Raw genomic sequence first — 18,672 nt, 5'->3', positions numbered from 1 at the left:
AGGGGATCACTTCCCGGCAAGGTCCTGGTAAAGGCTGATGTAGTAGGTAAGCCCCGGCCGAATGTTGAGCAGCGGCAGGCGCTCGTTCAGGCCGTGGGCGAACTCGTCCGAGTCCTTCATCATCGAGGCGCTGGCGCTGTAGCTCGGCACGCCGAGCGCACGGTACCACATGGAATCCGACGCACCCGAGGCCTGCGAGGGAATGATCGGGATCGGGCCCCAGGCCGCCGTCACCGCCTTGCGGATCGCTGCCACGAAGTCCGCGCGCATGGGCGAGGCGGGCGACATCGTCGACGCATCGCCCGTCACGTCGGAGAACTTGGCGGCGGGCGTGGCCGCGACCTTCTCCAGTTCGGCCATGATCTCCTCGCGGGTGTGACCCGGGAAGATGCGGCAGTTGATATTGGCCGTGGCGCGCTGCGGCAGGGCGTTCTGGGCATGGCCGCCCGCGAGCATGGTCGGAACGCAGGTCGTGCCTGTACGACCCACCATAGAGGGGTTGGCGCGCAGCACCTTGAGCGCCGCCTCGTCTTTGGGATTGGCGGCAAAAGCGCGCATGGCTCCAGCCAGCGTGGCATCAGGCTCCAGCTTCGACGCCTCGACCCAATAAGCGCGGGTGATGTCGTTCAACTCGGGCTTGAAGTGGTAATGGCCGATACGTTCCAGAACTTCCGAGAGCTGGACGATCGCATTTTCGGTCCGGGGAGCGGAACTGTGGCCGCCGGGATTGGTCACCTCGATCTGATAGTCGACGTAAGTCTTCTCCGCACCGCCCCAGGACCAGAACGCAGGCTTGCCGGTCTTTTCCGAGAGAGTGCCGGACGAGCCATCGACATTGAGCACGAGTTCGGCGTTCTTCAAACGCTCTGCGATCAGCTTGGAAGTCGCCATGGAGGTCTCTTCGTCGCCGGAATAGGCGATGACGAGCGTACGCCTGGGCTTGAAGCCCTGCTTGCGCAGTTCGATCATCGATTCCATCGCCAGGACCGCCTCGAACTTGGTGTCGCTCGCACCGCGCCCGTAAAGGTAGCCGTTCTCGACGACCGGCGTGAACGGATCGCGCTCCCAGTCGGCAGCCCTGGCCTCGACGACATCCATATGGGCGGACACCACCAGCGGCTTCAGCGAAGCATCGCTGCCCGGCCAGGTTGCAATCAGGTACGCGGTGTCGTTGTGGGAAACGATCTCGATGTCCTTGGCGTCCCAGCCGTTCGCGAGCAGTTCCTTGCGGAAGAGTTCCGCCACTTGCTGCGTCTGGTTGCCCTCCCCTGCGACCGAGCGCAGCGCGATCGCCTGCTTGGAGAGTTCGAGAACCTGCTTCTCGGCTTGGGGATAGGCTTTGGGTGCAGCCTGTGCACCTGCTGATGTCGCAAGAGTCACGCCGAGCGTGAAGACGGTGGATGCGATGACCCGCATGGATGTTCTGGCCCCCTGAAACGATCCGAAGTTCATGATTGGCCGGGATCGATCGAGAATCGGTCCCGGCGTCGATACTTTGTCGCAATCACGAGGCAGGCGCACCTGTTTTGCGCGGCTCAGGCCAGATCGAGCGCGCCCGTCAGGTCGCCCGGGGCAACGCCTCCCGCCGCGACCATCGCTTCCTCACGCATCTTGAGGCCCGCCAGCTTCTCCAGCCCGAAGCGGCGGGTAAGAAAGCGCGCGATCGAGCCGGTGTCGTAGATCGTATGATCGACCGCCCCCTTCTTCGCATGAGGAGAGACGATCACGGCCGGAATGCGCGTGCCTGGCCCCCAGCGGTCGCCTTTCGGGGGTGCGACATGATCCCACCAGCCGCCATTCTCGTCGAAGGTGATGACGACCAGCATCTTTTCCCACTGCGGGCTGGCGCGCAGGCCGTCGATGACGGCGGCGATGTGGCGATCGCCCGCGTCGATGTCCGAGTAGCCCGCATGCATGTTGAGGTTGCCCTGCGGCTTGTAATAACTGACCGCCGGCAGCTTGCCCGCCGCTGCATCGGCCAGGAACCTGCTGGTGCGCGGCGTGCTGCCCTCGCCGGCGTCTCGCAGAAACTTGGCGCGGTCGGGCTTACCGGGGGCGAAGCGATCGTAGTAGTTGAACGGCTGGTGATGCGGCTGGAAGTTCGGGCGCGACGGGAACGAGGCGTCGTTCATGTTCCCCGCCAGCGCCGCATCCCAACCACCGGCATACCAGGCCCAGTCCACGCCCTTGGCCGAAAGCATGTCGCCGATGGTTTTGTGCTGCTGCGGCACCAGCGTGTGGGAGCTGGCGGCATTGGCATAGCCGGGCTTCTCGGCATCCAGTTCGTAGGTCGGCGCATAGGGCGGCAGCATCGTGTTGACGGCCCAGAAGTCCGGCGAGAGTGTGCTCGGGCCGAATATCGCCGGTCCGTCGAGCGCGCTGGCGGGCGTCTTCGGATCGACTGCCAGGCGGGTGCCCTTGGGGTCGTTCCCCTCCACCCTGGCGATGCGCCTGGCGGCCGGGCTCTTGTCGGCGTCCGGATAGAACGGCGGCTGCGCGGCGATCAGGTACTGGTGGTTCAGGAAAGAGCCGCCGAACGCGCCCATGAAGAAGTTGTCGCAGAGCGTGAACTCGCGGGCGATCTGCCATAGGCGAAGCTGCGCGCGCATGTCGCCGTAGTGCCCCATGACCAGCGCGCCGCTGTCTCCCCAGGCGACGAACTGATCGTTGGCGCCGCCGTTGATCTGCATCTGGTTATGGTAGAACGCGTGGACCAGGTCGCGTGTGACCAGGCCATGTGGCAGCGGATCGCCTTCCGGTGTCTTGAGCGCGAAGGGTGCGTTCGGCAGCGGCGCCAGGTCGTCGGGTCCGATCAGGTACTCGGTGTGCTCGACCACCTGCTTGCTGGGTACGAGGCCTTCCCAGATCTTAGGCAGGCGCTCCATGACTTTGCCGTCGCGGTCACGCTGACGCGTGCGCTCGGGAGGAACTTGCGCCAGAGGCTGCTCGAGACCGGGAAAATCGGCGAAGAGATTGTTGAAGCTGCGATTCTCTGCGAAGATCACGACGACCGTCTCGATCGCCTCGCGCAGCCGCGCGTCACTGACGGGCGCACTGCTCTTCGTCCGACCCTTCCTTGTTGCCGCGGCCGCTTCACCGGGCGCTCCGGCTACTGCAGCGGCACCGAGAGCCGCCGCAAGCCCGCCAAGAAAGTCGCGGCGGTCCGGGCGCACCACGGAGGCGTCGGCCTGCGGCTCGGGAAGATCGGAGTCGGTCATGGCATGTCCTTGGGAGAAAATTTGCGGCTGTTTGCGTTTCCAGCCGTACCGCGTCAACCGTTTAGGATATTTTGTATCATCGAGCGCGGGCGGGGGAGAAGAGCGCGCGTCATCACCCTTGATCATGCCGCCCTTCTCCCCGACATGGCCGGAACCCGAACGCGACATTTCGCAAGCTTCCAACACAAGGACGACGATCCATGCACTGGCGCAATATGCGCAGCGATGACCTCCCGCACGTCTGGAACGTGGCGGAAGCGGTCCACGTCGATTATGCCGAGAATCCGGAGGTGTTCGCAGCCTGTTTCAGGCTCTATCCTTCCGGCTGTCGGGTAGTCGAAAGCGATCGGGGTGACATCGCAGGCTACCTCATTTCGCATCCGGGCCGCCAAGACCGGCCTCCAGTGCTCGACACGCCGCTGACCGGCCTGCCAGAGCCGTTCGACTGCTATTTCCTGCACGACCTTGCGCTCGGCCCTGTTGCGCGGGGATCAGGCCTTGCGGCGGAGGCCGTTCGGATCGTCCTCGACGAGGCGCGGGCCTGCGGGCTCACTTGTGTGGTTCTGATCGCGGTGGGCGATGCGCATGGCTTCTGGGAAAAGCAGGGCTTCGGATTGCTGGGCGACGGCCGGGTGGCTCCGGCGAAAGGCTACGGGCCGGAGGCGCGGATGTACCAGCGGCTCGTCTAAGCCGAACACGGCTTGATGCGCTCGTGACGAAAATTCGCCCTCGAACCTCCTGGCAAAGTCCGCTCCAGAATAAATCGAAACCAACAAAGATGGTATCTAAGTAAAAATACGTGATGTAAACGCCACAAGATGAACAACATTACAGAATCCTGAAATTCCTCAACTCGCGACCTGATTAACGAACTTTCAGAAGCTGTTCACAATCTGGACAGGGCCATTACCGCTATTTCGCTGCGATGAAAAATCTGTAATTGCCCTCCCTATGTCTCCGATATTGATCGTTTTCGGAGATATTGTCAGTCGAAAATCTCCGCCCCCTTCCGGTGCGGGTCGCAGCCTTGGTTCAAGAGACACGGAACCCAGGAAAAAGCACTCTCGGCTGCCGGAGAACCACATGGTGAAAAGGGACGCGAACATGACTCAACTGATCGGCGAACTAGGATCGAAACTGCAGGAACTTGAGGATCTGGGCGCGCTCGTCGCTGCCGCCCACCTTCAGGCGGCGATCGATTCCCTCCGCGCTTATCGCGAACCGGAGCAAAATCGCTCCAAAGCGGATTAGCCTTCGCAAGACGGACACCCCGCGCTGTGGTTAACCGCTTCCCAGTTCGCGACCAAGATTGTCTATCCTGCCAGTTCTCGAGAATTCGGTGCTGTCAGATGGGCCTTTTCGCCAACTGGGGGAATAACAGCTGCCAAGAACGTCGCAAATCGTCTTATGGCGAGGCTGCGATATGCTTGCAGCCAGGCGCTGGTGGCACCGGTTTATGGAGAAGACGGATCAGTTGATGCGCAATCGGGCGAAGGCCATTCGCCTTATAGGAATCGCCAATGAACTTCTTGCCATGGCACGCGAACTCGAAATCGGAACAAGTGTCGCCGCCGATCCCTTGGACATCGGCACGCGTATCGAAGCTCAGGAGGTCGCGAAGACGTCCGCAAGCCAGGACCATCCCGTATGGGTGGAACTGGCGCGGCAAACGTATGAGGATCGCCGCCGACGCGCCAAGATCTTCCAGTCCGACGACCTCTTCGGAGAGCCGGCTTGGGATATTCTTCTGGACCTGTTCATCGCTGCCAAGGAACGCCGCCGCGTCTCGGTGACAAGCGCCTGCATCGGCTCGGCGGTGCCGTCGACCACGGCGCTGCGTTGGATCACCATTCTGCAAAAACAGAACCTGCTCGTCCGCGAAGCCGATACCGGCGACGCGCGGCGCGTCTACGTCAAATTGAGCGCGCGGGGCTATGCCGCGATGCTCGAATACTTCGCCTCCGCTTCCCGATCCGTAGTGCTGCTCGACGATCCCCGCCCCGGGATCCTGGCAGCCCTGTAAGAGACGCCTGCAAATGACCCGTTCCGCCCCACAGGGGGTTAGCCAGGCCAAAAAAAGGGGATATCGCGGAGGCGACCGGGTGGCCGGTTCTTCCTGACAGGAACCGGCCACCCGGCTTCGTCTTCAACGAGAAAGGCTCGGCTCCCAAAGGAACCGAGCCTTTTCTTTGAAGCGCCTGAAACCGGCCGAATGATCCGGCCGGTTCAGATCACACCTGCTGCTCAGCGCGACAGGCGGCCGAAAGCCGAAGCGCCGGCATAGCGCGACGCGCGGCCCAGTTCTTCCTCGATACGGATGAGCTGGTTGTACTTGGCAAGCCGGTCCGAACGCGCCAGCGAGCCGGTCTTGATCTGGCCGCAGTTGGTGGCGACAGCGAGGTCGGCGATGGTCGCATCCTCGGTTTCGCCCGAACGGTGCGACATGACTGCGGTGTAGCCGTTGCTCTGGGCGATCGAGACCGCTTCCAGCGTTTCGGTCAAGGTGCCGATCTGGTTGACCTTGACCAGCAGCGAGTTGGCAAGGCCCTTTTCGATGCCCATGACCAGACGCTCGGGGTTGGTGACGAAGAGATCGTCGCCGACGAGTTGAACCTTGTGGCCGATCTTCTCGGTCAGCGCCTTCCAGCCCTCGAAGTCGTCTTCAGCCATGCCGTCCTCGATCGAGATGATCGGGTAAGCCTCGGTCAGGTCGGCAAGGTAGTCGGCGAACGCCACTGGCGACAGGCTGAGGCCTTCACCGCTGATCTCGTACTTGCCGTTCCGGAAGAACTCGGTCGACGCGCAGTCGAGCGCGAGCTGGATTTCCGATCCGGCCTTGAACCCGGCCTTGTCGATCGATGCCATGATGAAGTCCAGCGCATCGCGGGTGCTGGCAAGGTTCGGCGCAAAGCCGCCTTCGTCGCCGACCGCCGTTGCCAGACCCTTCTCATGCAGGCCCTTCTTCAGCGTATGGAAGATTTCCGCCCCCCAGCGTACCGCTTCGGCGATCGAATCCGCGCCGACGGGCATGATCATGAATTCCTGGAAATCGATCGGGTTGTCGGCATGTTCGCCGCCGTTGATGATGTTCATCATCGGCACGGGCAGCACATGCGCGGCGACGCCGCCGACATAGGAGTAGAGCGGCAGGCCGCGCGCGTTGGCGGCCGCTTTGGCGGCCGCCAGGCTCACGCCGAGAATGGCGTTCGCGCCGAGGCGGCCCTTGTTCTCGGTGCCGTCCAGTTCGATCATCGCGCGGTCGAGGTCGCGCTGATCCTCGGCATCCATGCCCACGAGTTCTTCGGCGATTTCGCCGTTGACCGCGTCAATGGCCTTAAGAACGCCCTTCCCGAGATAGCGGCTCGCATCTCCGTCACGCAATTCGACCGCCTCATGCGCGCCGGTGGAGGCGCCGGAGGGAACCGCTGCACGGCCGAAGCTGCCGTCTTCGAGAAGAACGTCGACTTCGACAGTGGGATTGCCGCGGCTGTCGAGAATTTCGCGGCCGTGGATATCGATAATCGCGGTCATAACGGCATATTCCTCCTGCAAGGCGCCCCCTGAGACGCGAGGGCGCACTCTCGTCCGGCGTCTTAGCAGGGGAACTACGGCTGACAAGTTGCGTTGCCATTTCGACGACAAGTTGTGTTACTCTTGGCGTATATCGCCAAAAGCGAGTGACTACGGCGCAACGGGAAGCAAGGAAGGAAACCGCAATGTCCGACACGACGACCGCCACCGGAAACGGCAACGCCGACGCCAAGAGCCACTTCAGCAAAGCCGTCGAGGAAGCCAAGGCCGGCGTCCAGGCCATGGCCGACGGTTGCCACGACAAGTTAAGCCAGACCAAGGGCGAATGGTCCAGCGAAGCCAAGGTCCGCTCGGAAGACGCCAAGGCCAAGGCAAGCGCCTTCGCCGATGACGCCAAGGTCAAGGCGGCCGATCTCGCCAACCAGGGCAAGGCCAAGGCCAGCCAGGCCATAGTTGGCCTTTCAAAGATCATCGACGACAACGCGGGCCTTATCGACGAGAAGGCAGGCGCCAAGTACGGCGATTATGCCCGCACCGCCTCTAAGTCCCTGGCCGAAACCGCCACCAAGCTCGACGAGAAGTCGCTCGACGAACTTGGCGAGGAAGCCAAGGAATTCGTTCGCAAGAGCCCCGTCGCGGCAGTCGGCATGGCGGTCGCCGCCGGTTACCTCTTCGCCCGCCTGTTCAAGAGCGGCAAGTAACCGATCGTACGCACGGCGATGCTCGACACTCCAGCAAGCCTCGCCCCTCCCACCGAGGAGGGCGAGGATCTTTCCCTGATCCAGGACGTACGCCTGCTCCTGGGCGAAGCACGCAATTTCGCGCAGGCCGAAGTCGCCTATCAGAAAACGCGCGCGGCCTATGCCGGAGCGCAAACGCGCAGTATCGCCATACTGGGCGTCGGGGCGGCGGTACTGGTGTTCTTCGCGCTGATGGCGCTGGTGATCGGGGCCGTGATTGCGCTCGGCACCGTGATCGGTCCGTGGCTGTCCATGATCGTCGTACCTGTGGTGATCCTGGCGGTCGCCGTCATCATGGCGCTTTCGGCGCGCGGCAAAGCCAGACGGATGATGGCTCTGCTACTCGACAAGGAGTCATCCGAATGAACGCGCTGGCACGGCAACTCGAAATCGATCGCTCGGCGCGCGATGCGGCGAAGGCCATGTTCGACGCCCGCTACGGCGCGCTCAAGACCGATTACGAGGCCCGGGGACTGACCGGCCGCATCTTGGACGAAGTGACCGAACAGGCTGCCGACATGCTCGACGAGGCTGTGGCCGTCGTGGAGGAGCATCCTGTCGCGGTCGGCGGAACCTTCACGGCCCTGGTGCTTTGGCTTCTGCGCAACCCGATCAAGGCCGGGATCGAAAGGCTGTTCGGTTCCGGCAAACACACCTGAAGGAGACCGACGGTGAGCAAGACTGATAACACCACCCCCGCCCTCCCGGAAACCTCGGTCAGCGATGCCAATCCCGGCAAAGTCGTGCCGTTCAAGGCCGCCCATGAAGAGCAGCGACCTTCGGAAAAGGTCGTTGCCTTCGTGAAGAAGCACCCGGTCCTGGTCGTGGCGGGCGGGCTGGCCGCCGGGGCGCTCGTCAGCGCTCTGCTGCCGCGACGCGTCACGCGCGGGGTGCTTTCGCGCGGTGCGCACCTTGCCGAGGCGGCGGGTGCCGCCACGGTCCTGCTGGGCAAGGAAACCGCCGAAAAGGCGCAGGTCCTTGGCACCAGCGCGCGCAAGAAGGCGGCCGTCCTGGCCGATCATGCCGAGAAGAACGGCGAACTGGCCGCCGAGCGACTTGAAAAATACGGCATGACGGCGCTGGCCGCTGCAAGTGCGCTGGGTCGCTCCGCCGCCAAACGCGCTGGCGATGCCAGTGAAGCGGCGACCCGGCAGGCTCACAAAATCGGCCATTCGGCAAGCGAATCAGCCAGTTCGGGCTCCCATCGGATCGCCGAAATCTTCAGCGGACTGACCCAGCGCCTGCCGCATTGAAACGCGCTATTTACGAATGAGAAACGGTTGCATTTTCGGAGCGGATCGCCTGGGCGATCCGCTCTTGCCCTGCAACTGGCCAATACGTATGGGGACCGGATCTCTCTTCCCACTCACGAAAGCGCTCCCATGCAGAAGCTTCACCTTGTGATGGGCGGCCGGGTCAAAGATCCCCGCAGCCTTGAATTCGCCGATCTCGATGCTCTCGATCTCGTCGGCGTCTATCCCGACTACGCCTCGGCCGAAGATGCCTGGCGCTCGTCCGCGCAGCGCACCGTCGACGACGCGGAGATGAAGTATGTGATCGTGCACCTGCACCGCCTGCTTCAGCCCGACCAGTCGGACGCCTGAATCGGGTTTCCGCGGACAGGCTGCGGAAACGAAAAAGGCCGGCATTTCTGCCGGCCTTTTTTGTGCGCGATGAGGCGAAGTTGACTCAGATGAATTCGATGTTCTGCACGAGGTAGAACTTGTCGCCCGCTGGAACGGTGACTTCCACTTCTTCTTCGACCTTGCGGCCGATCAGCGCCTTGCCGAGCGGCGAGTTGTAGCTGATGCGACCAATGCGCGCGTCGGCTTCATAGGGACCGACGATCTGGTAGCGCACCGGCTTGTCGTCCTCGTCCAGCAGCGTCACCGTTGCGCCGAAGATGATCTTGTCGCTCGACAGCGTGGCGGGATCGACAATCTGAGCACGGCTGATCTTGTCTTCGAGGTCGGCAATCGTCGCCTCGACCTGGCCCTGACGCTCCTTCGCGGCGTGATACTCGGCGTTTTCCGAGAGATCGCCGTGCGCGCGCGCTTCCTCGATCGCATCGACGATCCGGGGGCGCTCTTCACGCAGCGCTTTGAGATCGGCGGTCAGCTTCTCATACCCTTCCGCGAGCATGGGGAGCTTTTCGATACTGGCCATCTAACACTTCCTTCCTGCTGCCTCCCCGCACGCGAAACCAGTCGGAGAAGACTAGTTTCCTGTCCCGTCTCTCAGGTTGTTCCAGGAGACGGGGCCGATCCGCAGCGATGTGGGGAGGCTAGATCGATTTCAGCTATAATAATCCTGCAACGAACGCACTTCAAGCTGGCTCCCGCGCTGTGCAGAAATTGCCTGTGCAGCAGCAAGGCTGGCTGCGGCGGTGGTGAAGTAGGGAACCTTGCCCATCAGCGCCGAAGCCCGGATGGATTGCGAGTCCTTGAGGCTCTGCCAACCTTCGGTCGTGTTGAAGATCAGCGCAATCTCTCCATCGACGATTTTATCGACGATATGCGGACGGCCTTCGGCCACCTTGTTCACCAGGTCGACCGGAAGCCCGGCTTCGGTCAGGTACTTGTGCGTCCCGGAAGTGGCGATGATGCGGAAGCCTTCCTTCACCAAGGTCTGGACGGCGGGCAGGATGACGCCCTTGTCGCTGTCCTTCACCGAAACGAAGACCAATCCGCTGTCCGGCAGGCGCATGCTGGCGCCGAGCTGGGCCTTGAGAAAGGCGCGCGGGAAGTCGGCGTCGATGCCCATGACTTCGCCGGTCGACTTCATTTCGGGGCTCAGCACCGGATCCACGCCGGGGAAGCGCGAGAAGGGGAAGACCGCTTCCTTGACCGCCATGTACGGCAGGTCGCGCTTGAACGGCGGGAAATCGGCCAGCTTTTCGCCCGCCATCACGCGGCTGGCGATCTTGGCGACCGGCTGACCCAGCGCCTTGGCGACGAAGGGCACCGTGCGCGAGGCGCGCGGATTGACTTCGATGAGGTAGACCTCGCCGTCTTTCACCGCGAACTGGATGTTCATCAAGCCGCGCACGCCGAGACCGAACGCCAATGCCTCGGCCTGGCGCTCCATTTCCGCGATGATGTCCGCCGGCAGGCTGTAGGGCGGCAGCGAACAGGCGCTGTCGCCCGAGTGGATGCCCGCTTCCTCGATGTGCTGCATGACGCCGGCCACGACGACCTGGTCGCCATCGCAGAGCGCATCCACGTCGCATTCGATGGCGTCGCGCAAATACTGGTCGATCAGTACCGGGCTGTCGCCCGAAACTTGCACGGCGGTGGTGATGTAGTCGTCGAGCTGCTGCTCGCTGTCGACGATCTCCATCGCGCGGCCGCCGAGCACGTAGCTGGGGCGCATCAGCACCGGGTAGCCGATGCGATTGGCGACATTCACGGCTTCGTCGCGGCTGCGGGCGATGCCGTTGGCCGGCTGCTTCAGGCCCAGCTTCTCGACCAGCGCCGAGAACCGCTCGCGGTCTTCGGCAAGGTCAATCGCGTCGGGCGACGTTCCCAGGATCGGAATGCCCGCGTCTTCCAGCGCCTGCGCCAGCTTGAGCGGGGTCTGGCCGCCGAACTGCACGATCACGCCGACAAGTTCGCCATTCTGCTGCTCGACGCGCAGGATCTCCAGCACGTCCTCGGCCGTCAGCGGCTCGAAGTAAAGGCGGTCGGAAGTGTCGTAGTCGGTCGAGACGGTCTCGGGGTTGCAGTTGACCATGATGGTCTCGAAGCCGACTTCGGCCAGCGCGAAGCAGGCGTGGACGCAGCAATAGTCGAACTCGATGCCCTGCCCGATGCGGTTGGGACCGCCGCCGAGGATCACGACCTTCCGGCGGTCGGACGGGTTCGCCTCGTTCTCCGGCTCACCGAAGATCGGGGTTTCGTACGTCGAGTACATGTAGGGCGTGATCGCCTCGAACTCGGCCGCGCAGGAGTCGATACGCTTGAAGACGGGGTGGACACCCAGCTTGGTGCGCAGCTGGCGTACCTCGGCTTCGCTGGTGGCACCGGCCATCGCGCGCAGTGTGTCGTGCAGCAGGCCCGAGCGCTTGGCCTGGGTCTCGCCCATGCCGCCCGCGACGCCGACCGAACGCACGGCGAGCGTGGCAAGCCGCTTATCCGAGAAGCCCATCGCCTTCACCCGGCGCAGACCTTGCGCATCGACCGGCAGGCCATGCTTCATGATCTTCGCTTCTTCAGCGACGATCTCTTCGATGTGGCGCAGGAACCACTTGTCGTAGTGCGCGATGGCGTGGATCTCGTCCACCGAGAAGCCTTCGCGGAAGGCCTGAGCGGCCACCAGCAGACGGTCCGGCGTCGCCTTGGACAGCGCGGCGGTGATCGCATCACGGCCCGCACCTTCCAGTTCGACCACGCGGTTGAAACCGTCGAGGCCCGTTTCCAGGCCGCGGAGGGCCTTCTGCATCGATTCCTTGATATTGCGGCCGATCGCCATGACTTCGCCCACCGACTTCATCGCGGTGGTCAGGTCGTTCTTGGCGCCCTTGAACTTCTCGAAAGCGAAGCGCGGAATCTTGGTGACGACGTAGTCGATGGTAGGTTCGAACGCGGCCGGCGTGGCGCCGGTGATCTCGTTAATGATCTCGTCGAGCGTGAAGCCCACCGCCAGCTTGGCAGCGACGCGGGCGATCGGGAAGCCGGTGGCCTTCGAAGCGAGCGCCGACGAGCGCGAGACGCGCGGGTTCATCTCGATGACGATCAGGCGGCCGTCCTTCGGATTGACCGCGAACTGCACGTTAGAACCGCCGGTCTCGACGCCGATCTCGCGCAGCACCTCGATCGAGGCGTTGCGCATGATCTGGTATTCCTTGTCGGTCAGCGTCAGCGCCGGGGCGACGGTGATCGAGTCGCCGGTGTGGACGCCCATCGGATCGACGTTCTCGATCGAGCAGATGATGATGCAGTTGTCGTGCTTGTCGCGCACGACTTCCATCTCATACTCCTTCCAGCCGAGCAGCGATTCCTCGATCAGCACTTCGGTGGTGGGAGAGGCATCGAGGCCCGAGCGGACGATCGCCTCGAACTCGGCCTTGTTGTAGGCGATGCCGCCGCCGGTACCGCCCATGGTGAAGCTGGGACGGATGATCGAAGGCAGGCCGGTGGTTTCCAGCACCTTGAACGCTTCGTCGAGGGTGTGGGCCACGCCCGAGCGCGCCGAGTTGAGGCCGATCTTGTCCATCGCGTCACGGAAGCGCTGGCGATCCTCGGCCTTGTCGATAGCGTCGGCATCGGCGCCGATCATCTGCACGCCGAACTTCTCCAGCGTGCCGTCGTTGAACAGCGCCAGGGCGCAGTTCAGCGCGGTCTGGCCGCCCATCGTCGGGAGCACCGCGTCCGGGCGCTCCTTTTCGATGATCTTGGCGACCACTTCGGGGATGATCGGCTCGACATAAGTGGCGTCGGCCATGTCCGGGTCGGTCATGATCGTCGCCGGGTTCGAGTTCACCAGGACGACCCGGTAGCCCTCTTCCTTGAGCGCCTTGATCGCCTGGGTCCCCGAATAGTCGAATTCGCAGGCCTGGCCGATGATGATCGGGCCGGCGCCGATGACGAGGATCGAGGAGATGTCTGTGCGCTTGGGCATGGGCTGTCCTGGGGTGTCCTGTGTGTCTTGTATGTCGGACTGGCGGCCGAGGCTACCAGTTCGCCGAACGCCTTGCCTCAGTATACCGGGGCTTCGGCGTCGGCTTTGAGAATGATCGAGCAGACGGGGCGGTTGCTGCGGATCGGCAAGGCGCGATCCGCACGCCCATCAGGCCAGCATCCCCACGAACTTCTCGAAGAGGTAGAAGCTGTCCTGCGGGCCGGGGCTGGCCTCCGGGTGATACTGCACGCCGAAGGCCTTCTTGCCCTTGATCGAGATACCGCAGTTCGAACCGTCGAACAGGGAGACGTGCGTCTCTTCCACGTTCTCGGGCAGGGTCTGGTTGTCGACCGCGAAACCGTGGTTCATCGAGGTGATCTCGACCACGGCATCGTCCAGGCGCTTGACCGGGTGATTGGCGCCGCGATGGCCCTGATGCATCTTCGAGGTCCTGGCGCCGGCCGCCAGGCCGAGCATCTGGTGACCGAGGCAGATGCCGAAGATCGGCACGTCGCGCTCCAGCAGTGAGCGGATCACGGGAACGGCATATTCGCCGGTCGCCGCCGGATCGCCCGGACCGTTCGAAAGGAACACGCCCGCCGGCTCCAGTGCGAGGATCGCGTCGAGCGAGGTCTCGGCAGGCACCACGGTAACGCGCGCGCCAGCCTTCACCAGATTGCGGAAGATGTTGTCTTTCGCGCCGTAATCGATGGCGACGACATGCGGAGGCGCTTCACCCACGCCATCGCCGAAGCCCTGACCGAGTTCCCAGGTCGAGCCTTCCCAGCCCTCCTGAATTTCGCGGCTGACGATCTTGGCAAGATCCATGCCTTCGAGGCCTGGCCATTCCTGTGCGCGCTGGATCAGCACGGGAATGTCGAACTCGCCTTCCGGGTTATGGGCGATCACCGCGTTGGGCGCGCCCTGAAGCCGGATGCGGCGGGTGAGCGCGCGGGTATCGACGCCGGAAAGGCCGACCTTGCCCTTTGCGGCAAGCCAGTCTCCGAACTCACCGGCCGAGCGGAAGTTCGACGGCAGCGTCACGTCCTCGCGGACGACGCAGCCGACGGCGCCATCGACCCTGGATTCGAGATCCTCGTCGTTGACACCGACATTGCCGATGTGGGGGAACGTGAAGGTGACGATCTGGCCCGCGTAGGAAGGATCGGTCATCACTTCCTGATATCCGGTCATCGCGGTGTTGAAGCAGACTTCGCCGACTGCTTCGCCGACGGCTCCAAAGCCGCGGCCCCAGACCACGTGTCCATCGCTCAGGACGAGAACGCCTGTCGCCCCTTCAGGTTTGGGCGCAAGCGTATATGCGGCGTCGGCCATGGTGGGTCGCTCCGTTTACGGCGTTTCTGACTATGTGTGCTAAGAGGTGCCCGCTAGAGAGGGTTGCGCACCGCGTCAAGGCGCGACAGGTGCAATTTGGCGCGCGGCTTGCTAGTTTTGCGCCAGGACACTTTCCCAAACCACTCAGAACAGCAGGAAACCAATGCTTCGTGATTCGATCAAGGCCGCCCAGATCACTGCGATGAAGGCGGGCGACAAGCCGCGTCTGGCCGCAGTCCGACTCATCCTTGCCAAGATCAAGGACCGCGACATCGAGCTGCGCACCGCCGATTCCCTGCCGGACGACGATGCCATGGTGATCGACGTGCTCCAGAAGATGGTGAAGCAGCGCCGCGAATCGATCCAGCTGTTCGAGGAAGGCGGTCGGCCGGAAAAGGCTGCCGAGGAGAAGGCCGAGCTTGACGTGATCGAGACCTTCCTGCCCGCACAGCTGTCCGAGGATGAAACCAAGGCCCTGATCGAGGCCATCAAGGCGGAAGTCGGTGCGGAGAGCATGAAGGACATGGGCAAGGTCGTCGCCGCACTGAAGGCGCGCCACGGCACCCAGCTCGACATGGGCAAGGCCTCTGGCTGGGTGAAGGCGGCGCTGGCCTGACCTGATACGCAATCGGGCGGCAGGACCGTGCTTACCCCTCAATGGCTGGACCAGCTTCGCACGCGGACAACGCTTTCGGCGCTGATCGGTCGCTCGACCCGCCTCACCAAGGCGGGGCGCGAGTTCAAGGCCTGCTGCCCGTTTCACAACGAGAAGTCTCCCAGCTTCACCGTCAACGACGAAAAGGGCTTCTATCACTGCTTTGGCTGCGGCGCACATGGAGATGCGATCCGCTGGATGACCGACCATCAGGGCCTGTCGTTCATGGACGCGGTCAAGGAACTGGCGGCCGAGGCGGGGATGGACGTCCCAGCCCCCGATCCGCGCAGCGCCAAGGCGGTGGAGAAGCGGGATACGCTGCATGACGTGATGGCTGCCGCGCAAGGCTGGTTCGTGCAGAACCTGTCCGCGCCCGGCGGCGAAGCGGCGCGTGCCTACCTGGCGACGCGCGGCTTCGACGCCCACACCCTCCAGCGCTTCGGCTTCGGCTTTGCGCCGGACGGGCGTCAGGCGATGAAGGAAGCGCTCGGCAAGTTCCCGGAAGCCATGCTGATCGAGGCAGGTTTGCGGATAGAAGTGGAGAACCGCGACCCCTACGACCGTTTTCGCGGCCGCCTGATGCTGCCGATCGAGGACGCGCGCGGTCGTGTGATCGCTTTCGGCGGACGTATTCTCACCAAGGAGAAAACGGATGCGCCCAAATATCTGAATTCTCCCGATACGCCCCTCTTCGACAAAGGCCGCACTCTCTACAATCTGCACCGTGCCGCACCTGCCGCGCGCCAGTCGGGCCGGATGGTCGTGGTCGAAGGTTACATGGACGTGGTCGCCATGGCAGCGGCGGGAATCGGCGAATGCGTCGCTCCGCTCGGCACGGCGCTGACGGAGCAGCAGATCGAGATGCTCTGGCGTCACGTCGAAATGCCCATCTTGTGCTTTGACGGCGATTCCGCAGGCCAGCGCGCCGCGATGCGCGCCGTAACGCGCGCCCTGCCCCTGCTCCGCCCTGCGCATTCGCTGCGAATCGTGCGGCTGCCGGAAGGCCTCGACCCGGACGACCTCATCAAGCAGCGCGGCGCACGCGCCATGGAAGAGGTGCTGGGCGCCGCGAAAAGCCTGATCGAGGTGCTCTGGGAAGTGGAGCGCGATGCCCAGCCGCTGCATACTCCGGAAGACAAGGCCGGCCTCAAGGCGCGGCTCATGGCGCATGTCGATGCGATCCAGAATTCCGATATCGCCAGCCTCTACCGCCGCGAATTGCAGGATCGCTATTCGGAGTTCGCCTTCCCCAAACGCGAGAGCCGCTGGCAGCAAGCTGGCCGTGGCGGAGGACCGTTCCGGCCAAACCAGCAGCGCGGTGAAGGAAAATGGAACAAACGTCCTGCGATTATCCCCTCTTCTCCCGAATCGATAGATCGCCTTAACAGCCGCTACGGCAAGGATGGATCGGGCCGTGACAGCCTTTCTGCGGCTGTAATTGCCGGACTAATCCGGTGGCCCCACTTGTTGCAACGGCATGCCGAAGCTCTGGCCAAAACCCCCGATCTTGAAATTCGATTTGGAATATTGCTTGATTCTCTGAACGCTAGCGTGTCGCTTGAAAGCAGCGCATTAACTACCATATTGCAAAACAGAGGCGCAGAGCCTCCATCTCCCGCCGAATATTCAGGATTACGCTTTGGCTTTCTTGAAGAGAACGGAAGTCCCGAAAAATCGGAGGAAGAACTGACACAGGCCATTCAGCTTTTAATTGAACGGCCTGTGTTGGAGGCGGCTCTGAAAGCGGCGACTGAACGGCATGAACGAGAGTTCACCGAGGAGAGTTTTGCCGACCAGCAGCGCTTGCGCGAGAGAAAGCTGGAATTTGATAGTCGTCTCAGGCAAATGGCGACAAGACAGGCGGCTTCGTCCTGATGGTATAATCGGGCCGAATGCACGGGGATAACGGCGAAGAATGAGCAAGAACGACAACACCGGCGATAACGACGGTAATGACGCACCGCTGATCGATCTCAACGAGGGTGCGATCAAGAAGCTGATCGCCCGTGCCAAGCGCCGGGGTGTGATCACCTACGACGAACTGAACGAGGCGCTGCCTCAGGATCAGATGTCTTCCGAGCAGATCGAGGACATCATGGCCGCGATCTCGGAAATGGGGATCAACATCGTCGAGAACGACGAGGATTCCGAAGGCCAGCAGGAAGACGACGGCGACGACAACGAAGAGGTCGATTCGGACGACGTCTCGCCGCGCATGGTGGTCGACGCCAAGAAGAAGGAAACCGTCGAGCGCACCGATGACCCCGTGCGTATGTACCTGCGCGAGATGGGTGCGGTCGAATTGCTCAGTCGCGAAGGCGAAATCGCCATTGCCAAGCGGATCGAAGCCGGCCGCGACATGATGATCCTGGGTCTTTGCGAGAGCCCGATCACCTTCCACGCCATCATCCAGTGGTCCGAAGCGCTCAACAACGGCGAGATGCAGCTGCGCGAGATCCTCGATCTCGACGCCATGCTCTCGAAGGAGCCGGCGCCGGAAAGCCTGTCCGAGGACGGTGAAGGCGACGACGACGGCGAGATCAGCGAGAAGACCGCCGGCCCCTCGTTCAAGGACGAGGACGATTCGGACGAGGACAACTCGGAAGAACTGGACGAGGACGGCAACCCGATCCCCAAGCGCGAAGCCGAGGAAGAGGAAGAGGACAACACCCTCAGCCTCGCCCAGATGGAAGCGGCGCTCAAGCCCGAGGCGCTTGAGAAGTTCATGCTCATCACCGAGCTGTTCCAGGCCTTCGAACGCCTTCAGTCGGAACGTCTCGACGCGCTGGCTCTGGGCATCGATTTCCCCGCCGCCAAGGAAGACCAGTACCAGCAGCTGCGCGAAGACCTGACCGCTCAGGTCGAATCGGTGAAGTTCCACGCGACGAAGATCGAATATCTCGTCGACAACCTCTATGCCTTCAACCGCCGCCTGACGACGCTGGGCGGCCAGATGCTGCGCCTGGCTGAGCGTCACAAGGTCAAGCGCGCCGACTTCCTCGATACCTACGTCGGCCGCGAACTGGACGATACCTGGCTTGCCGAAATGTCCAGGAAGGACAAGAAGTGGGCGGCCTTTGCGGAAGCCGAGGCCGATCCGGTCGAACGAATCCGTTCGGAAGTGTCGGACATCGCCGCCGCCACCGGCATGGCGCTTCCCGAGTTCCGCCGCATCGTCAACATGGTCCAGAAAGGTGAGCGCGAGGCGCGCATCGCCAAGAAGGAAATGGTCGAGGCGAACCTGCGCCTGGTGATCTCGATCGCCAAGAAGTACACGAACCGCGGCCTTCAATTCCTGGACCTCATTCAGGAAGGCAACATCGGCCTGATGAAGGCGGTCGACAAGTTCGAGTACCGCCGCGGCTACAAGTTCTCCACTTACGCCACCTGGTGGATCAGGCAGGCGATCACCCGCTCGATCGCGGATCAGGCCCGCACGATCCGCATCCCGGTCCACATGATCGAGACGATCAACAAGCTGGTCCGCACCAGCCGCCAGTTCCTCCACGAGCAGGGCCGCGAGCCCACGCCCGAGGAAATGGCCGAGCGCCTGTCCATGCCGCTCGAAAAGGTG

General features: G+C 62.9%; 17 protein-coding genes. 11 read left to right on the top strand and 6 right to left on the bottom strand.

What is annotated here, in order from left to right; genetic code table 11:
* Window positions 1-6 precede the first annotated feature (6 nt).
* Together L284_RS43850 and acpA are read right to left on the bottom strand one after the other, a co-directional pair.
* Complete coding sequence (locus tag L284_RS43850) at window positions 7-1,416, bottom strand: M20/M25/M40 family metallo-hydrolase (RefSeq protein WP_021235757.1); 1,410 nt, start codon at window positions 1,414-1,416, stop codon at window positions 7-9.
* 119 nt (window positions 1,417-1,535) lie between these two features.
* Entirely contained in the window at window positions 1,536-3,218 is a 1,683-nt protein-coding gene (acpA, locus tag L284_RS43845) for an acid phosphatase (RefSeq protein ID WP_021235756.1), read from the bottom strand.
* 200 nt (window positions 3,219-3,418) lie between these two features.
* On the opposite strand from acpA, the gene L284_RS43840 reads away from it, so the two are divergent.
* The 3 genes from L284_RS43840 to L284_RS43835 all read left to right on the top strand — a co-directional run bounded on the left by L284_RS43840 (window position 3,419) and on the right by L284_RS43835 (window position 5,241).
* A complete protein-coding gene (locus tag L284_RS43840; protein ID WP_021235755.1) occupies window positions 3,419-3,907 on the top strand; it encodes a GNAT family N-acetyltransferase in 489 nt (162 codons plus the stop codon).
* Window positions 3,908-4,322: 415 nt separating this feature from the next.
* The gene (locus L284_RS48440; protein WP_021235754.1) at window positions 4,323-4,469 is read left to right on the top strand and encodes a hypothetical protein; all 147 of its coding nucleotides are present in this window, start codon (window positions 4,323-4,325) and stop codon (window positions 4,467-4,469) included.
* A 205-nt stretch (window positions 4,470-4,674) separates the two neighbouring features.
* Window positions 4,675-5,241: a hypothetical protein gene (locus L284_RS43835; RefSeq protein WP_021235753.1), complete on the top strand. Its 567-nt coding sequence runs from the start codon at window positions 4,675-4,677 to the stop codon at window positions 5,239-5,241.
* Between the two features lie 221 nt (window positions 5,242-5,462).
* On the opposite strand, the gene eno is transcribed toward L284_RS43835, so the two are convergent.
* Window positions 5,463-6,749 carry a phosphopyruvate hydratase gene (eno, locus tag L284_RS43830; RefSeq protein WP_021235752.1) on the bottom strand — a complete coding sequence of 429 codons (1,287 nt, stop codon included), beginning with the start codon at window positions 6,747-6,749 and terminating at the stop codon, window positions 5,463-5,465.
* A gap of 185 nt (window positions 6,750-6,934) precedes the next feature.
* Between eno and L284_RS43825 the strand changes: the two genes are divergently transcribed.
* The 5 genes from L284_RS43825 (at window position 6,935) to L284_RS43805 (ending at window position 9,093) form a co-directional block, all read left to right on the top strand.
* Window positions 6,935-7,450, top strand: a complete 516-nt coding sequence (locus L284_RS43825; protein ID WP_031343045.1) for a hypothetical protein — start codon at window positions 6,935-6,937, stop codon at window positions 7,448-7,450.
* Between the two features lie 18 nt (window positions 7,451-7,468).
* On the top strand, window positions 7,469-7,855 hold the full coding sequence (locus L284_RS43820) for a phage holin family protein (protein WP_021235750.1): 387 nt from the start codon (window positions 7,469-7,471) through the stop codon (window positions 7,853-7,855).
* Window positions 7,852-8,148, top strand: a complete 297-nt coding sequence (locus L284_RS43815) for a hypothetical protein (protein ID WP_021235749.1) — start codon at window positions 7,852-7,854, stop codon at window positions 8,146-8,148. Before L284_RS43820 ends, L284_RS43815 begins: the two co-directional genes overlap by 4 nt.
* Window positions 8,149-8,160: 12 nt before the next feature.
* Window positions 8,161-8,742: a hypothetical protein gene (locus L284_RS43810; RefSeq protein ID WP_021235748.1), complete on the top strand. Its 582-nt coding sequence runs from the start codon at window positions 8,161-8,163 to the stop codon at window positions 8,740-8,742.
* A gap of 129 nt (window positions 8,743-8,871) precedes the next feature.
* On the top strand, window positions 8,872-9,093 hold the full coding sequence (locus tag L284_RS43805; protein WP_021235747.1) for a DUF4170 domain-containing protein: 222 nt from the start codon (window positions 8,872-8,874) through the stop codon (window positions 9,091-9,093).
* Window positions 9,094-9,178: 85 nt separating this feature from the next.
* Here L284_RS43805 and greA read toward each other — a convergent pair whose 3' ends face one another.
* The 3 genes from greA to carA all read right to left on the bottom strand — a co-directional run bounded on the left by greA (window position 9,179) and on the right by carA (window position 14,443).
* Entirely contained in the window at window positions 9,179-9,655 is a 477-nt protein-coding gene (greA, locus tag L284_RS43800; RefSeq protein WP_021235746.1) for a transcription elongation factor GreA, read from the bottom strand.
* 129 nt (window positions 9,656-9,784) lie between these two features.
* Window positions 9,785-13,108: a carbamoyl-phosphate synthase large subunit gene (carB, locus tag L284_RS43795; protein ID WP_021235745.1), complete on the bottom strand. Its 3,324-nt coding sequence runs from the start codon at window positions 13,106-13,108 to the stop codon at window positions 9,785-9,787.
* 168 nt (window positions 13,109-13,276) lie between these two features.
* On the bottom strand, window positions 13,277-14,443 hold the full coding sequence (carA, locus tag L284_RS43790) for a glutamine-hydrolyzing carbamoyl-phosphate synthase small subunit (protein ID WP_031343041.1): 1,167 nt from the start codon (window positions 14,441-14,443) through the stop codon (window positions 13,277-13,279).
* 163 nt (window positions 14,444-14,606) lie between these two features.
* On the opposite strand from carA, the gene L284_RS43785 reads away from it, so the two are divergent.
* From L284_RS43785 to rpoD, 3 genes are all read left to right on the top strand, one after another.
* Window positions 14,607-15,059 carry a GatB/YqeY domain-containing protein gene (locus L284_RS43785; RefSeq protein WP_021235743.1) on the top strand — a complete coding sequence of 151 codons (453 nt, stop codon included), beginning with the start codon at window positions 14,607-14,609 and terminating at the stop codon, window positions 15,057-15,059.
* A gap of 27 nt (window positions 15,060-15,086) precedes the next feature.
* The gene (dnaG, locus tag L284_RS43780; protein WP_021235742.1) at window positions 15,087-16,973 is read left to right on the top strand and encodes a DNA primase; all 1,887 of its coding nucleotides are present in this window, start codon (window positions 15,087-15,089) and stop codon (window positions 16,971-16,973) included.
* A gap of 40 nt (window positions 16,974-17,013) precedes the next feature.
* Window positions 17,014-18,672, top strand: a 1,659-nt coding sequence (gene rpoD / locus L284_RS43775) for an RNA polymerase sigma factor RpoD (RefSeq protein WP_021235741.1), incomplete at its 3' end; no start/stop codon positions are given.

The sequence above is a fragment of the Novosphingobium lindaniclasticum LE124 genome, from assembly GCF_000445125.1.
GTDB lineage: Bacteria > Pseudomonadota > Alphaproteobacteria > Sphingomonadales > Sphingomonadaceae > Novosphingobium > Novosphingobium lindaniclasticum.
The sequence above is the reverse complement of the archived record's forward strand: the minus strand, read 5'-3'. Positions and strand labels throughout refer to the sequence as shown.

Excerpts from the sequence above, each read along its gene's own strand:
- L284_RS43850 (WP_021235757.1), bottom strand. The coding sequence starts at position 1,416 with ATGCGGGTCATCGCATCCACCGTCTTCACGCTCGGCGTGACTCTTGCG.
- acpA (WP_021235756.1), bottom strand. The coding sequence starts at position 3,218 with ATGACCGACTCCGATCTTCCCGAGCCGCAGGCCGACGCCTCCGTGGTG.
- L284_RS43840 (WP_021235755.1), top strand. The coding sequence starts at position 3,419 with ATGCACTGGCGCAATATGCGCAGCGATGACCTCCCGCACGTCTGGAAC.
- L284_RS48440 (WP_021235754.1), top strand. The coding sequence starts at position 4,323 with ATGACTCAACTGATCGGCGAACTAGGATCGAAACTGCAGGAACTTGAG.
- L284_RS43835 (WP_021235753.1), top strand. The coding sequence starts at position 4,675 with ATGGAGAAGACGGATCAGTTGATGCGCAATCGGGCGAAGGCCATTCGC.
- eno (WP_021235752.1), bottom strand. The coding sequence starts at position 6,749 with ATGACCGCGATTATCGATATCCACGGCCGCGAAATTCTCGACAGCCGC.
- L284_RS43825 (WP_031343045.1), top strand. The coding sequence starts at position 6,935 with ATGTCCGACACGACGACCGCCACCGGAAACGGCAACGCCGACGCCAAG.
- L284_RS43820 (WP_021235750.1), top strand. The coding sequence starts at position 7,469 with ATGCTCGACACTCCAGCAAGCCTCGCCCCTCCCACCGAGGAGGGCGAG.
- L284_RS43815 (WP_021235749.1), top strand. The coding sequence starts at position 7,852 with ATGAACGCGCTGGCACGGCAACTCGAAATCGATCGCTCGGCGCGCGAT.
- L284_RS43805 (WP_021235747.1), top strand. The coding sequence starts at position 8,872 with ATGCAGAAGCTTCACCTTGTGATGGGCGGCCGGGTCAAAGATCCCCGC.
- greA (WP_021235746.1), bottom strand. The coding sequence starts at position 9,655 with ATGGCCAGTATCGAAAAGCTCCCCATGCTCGCGGAAGGGTATGAGAAG.
- carB (WP_021235745.1), bottom strand. The coding sequence starts at position 13,108 with ATGCCCAAGCGCACAGACATCTCCTCGATCCTCGTCATCGGCGCCGGC.
- carA (WP_031343041.1), bottom strand. The coding sequence starts at position 14,443 with ATGGCCGACGCCGCATATACGCTTGCGCCCAAACCTGAAGGGGCGACA.
- L284_RS43785 (WP_021235743.1), top strand. The coding sequence starts at position 14,607 with ATGCTTCGTGATTCGATCAAGGCCGCCCAGATCACTGCGATGAAGGCG.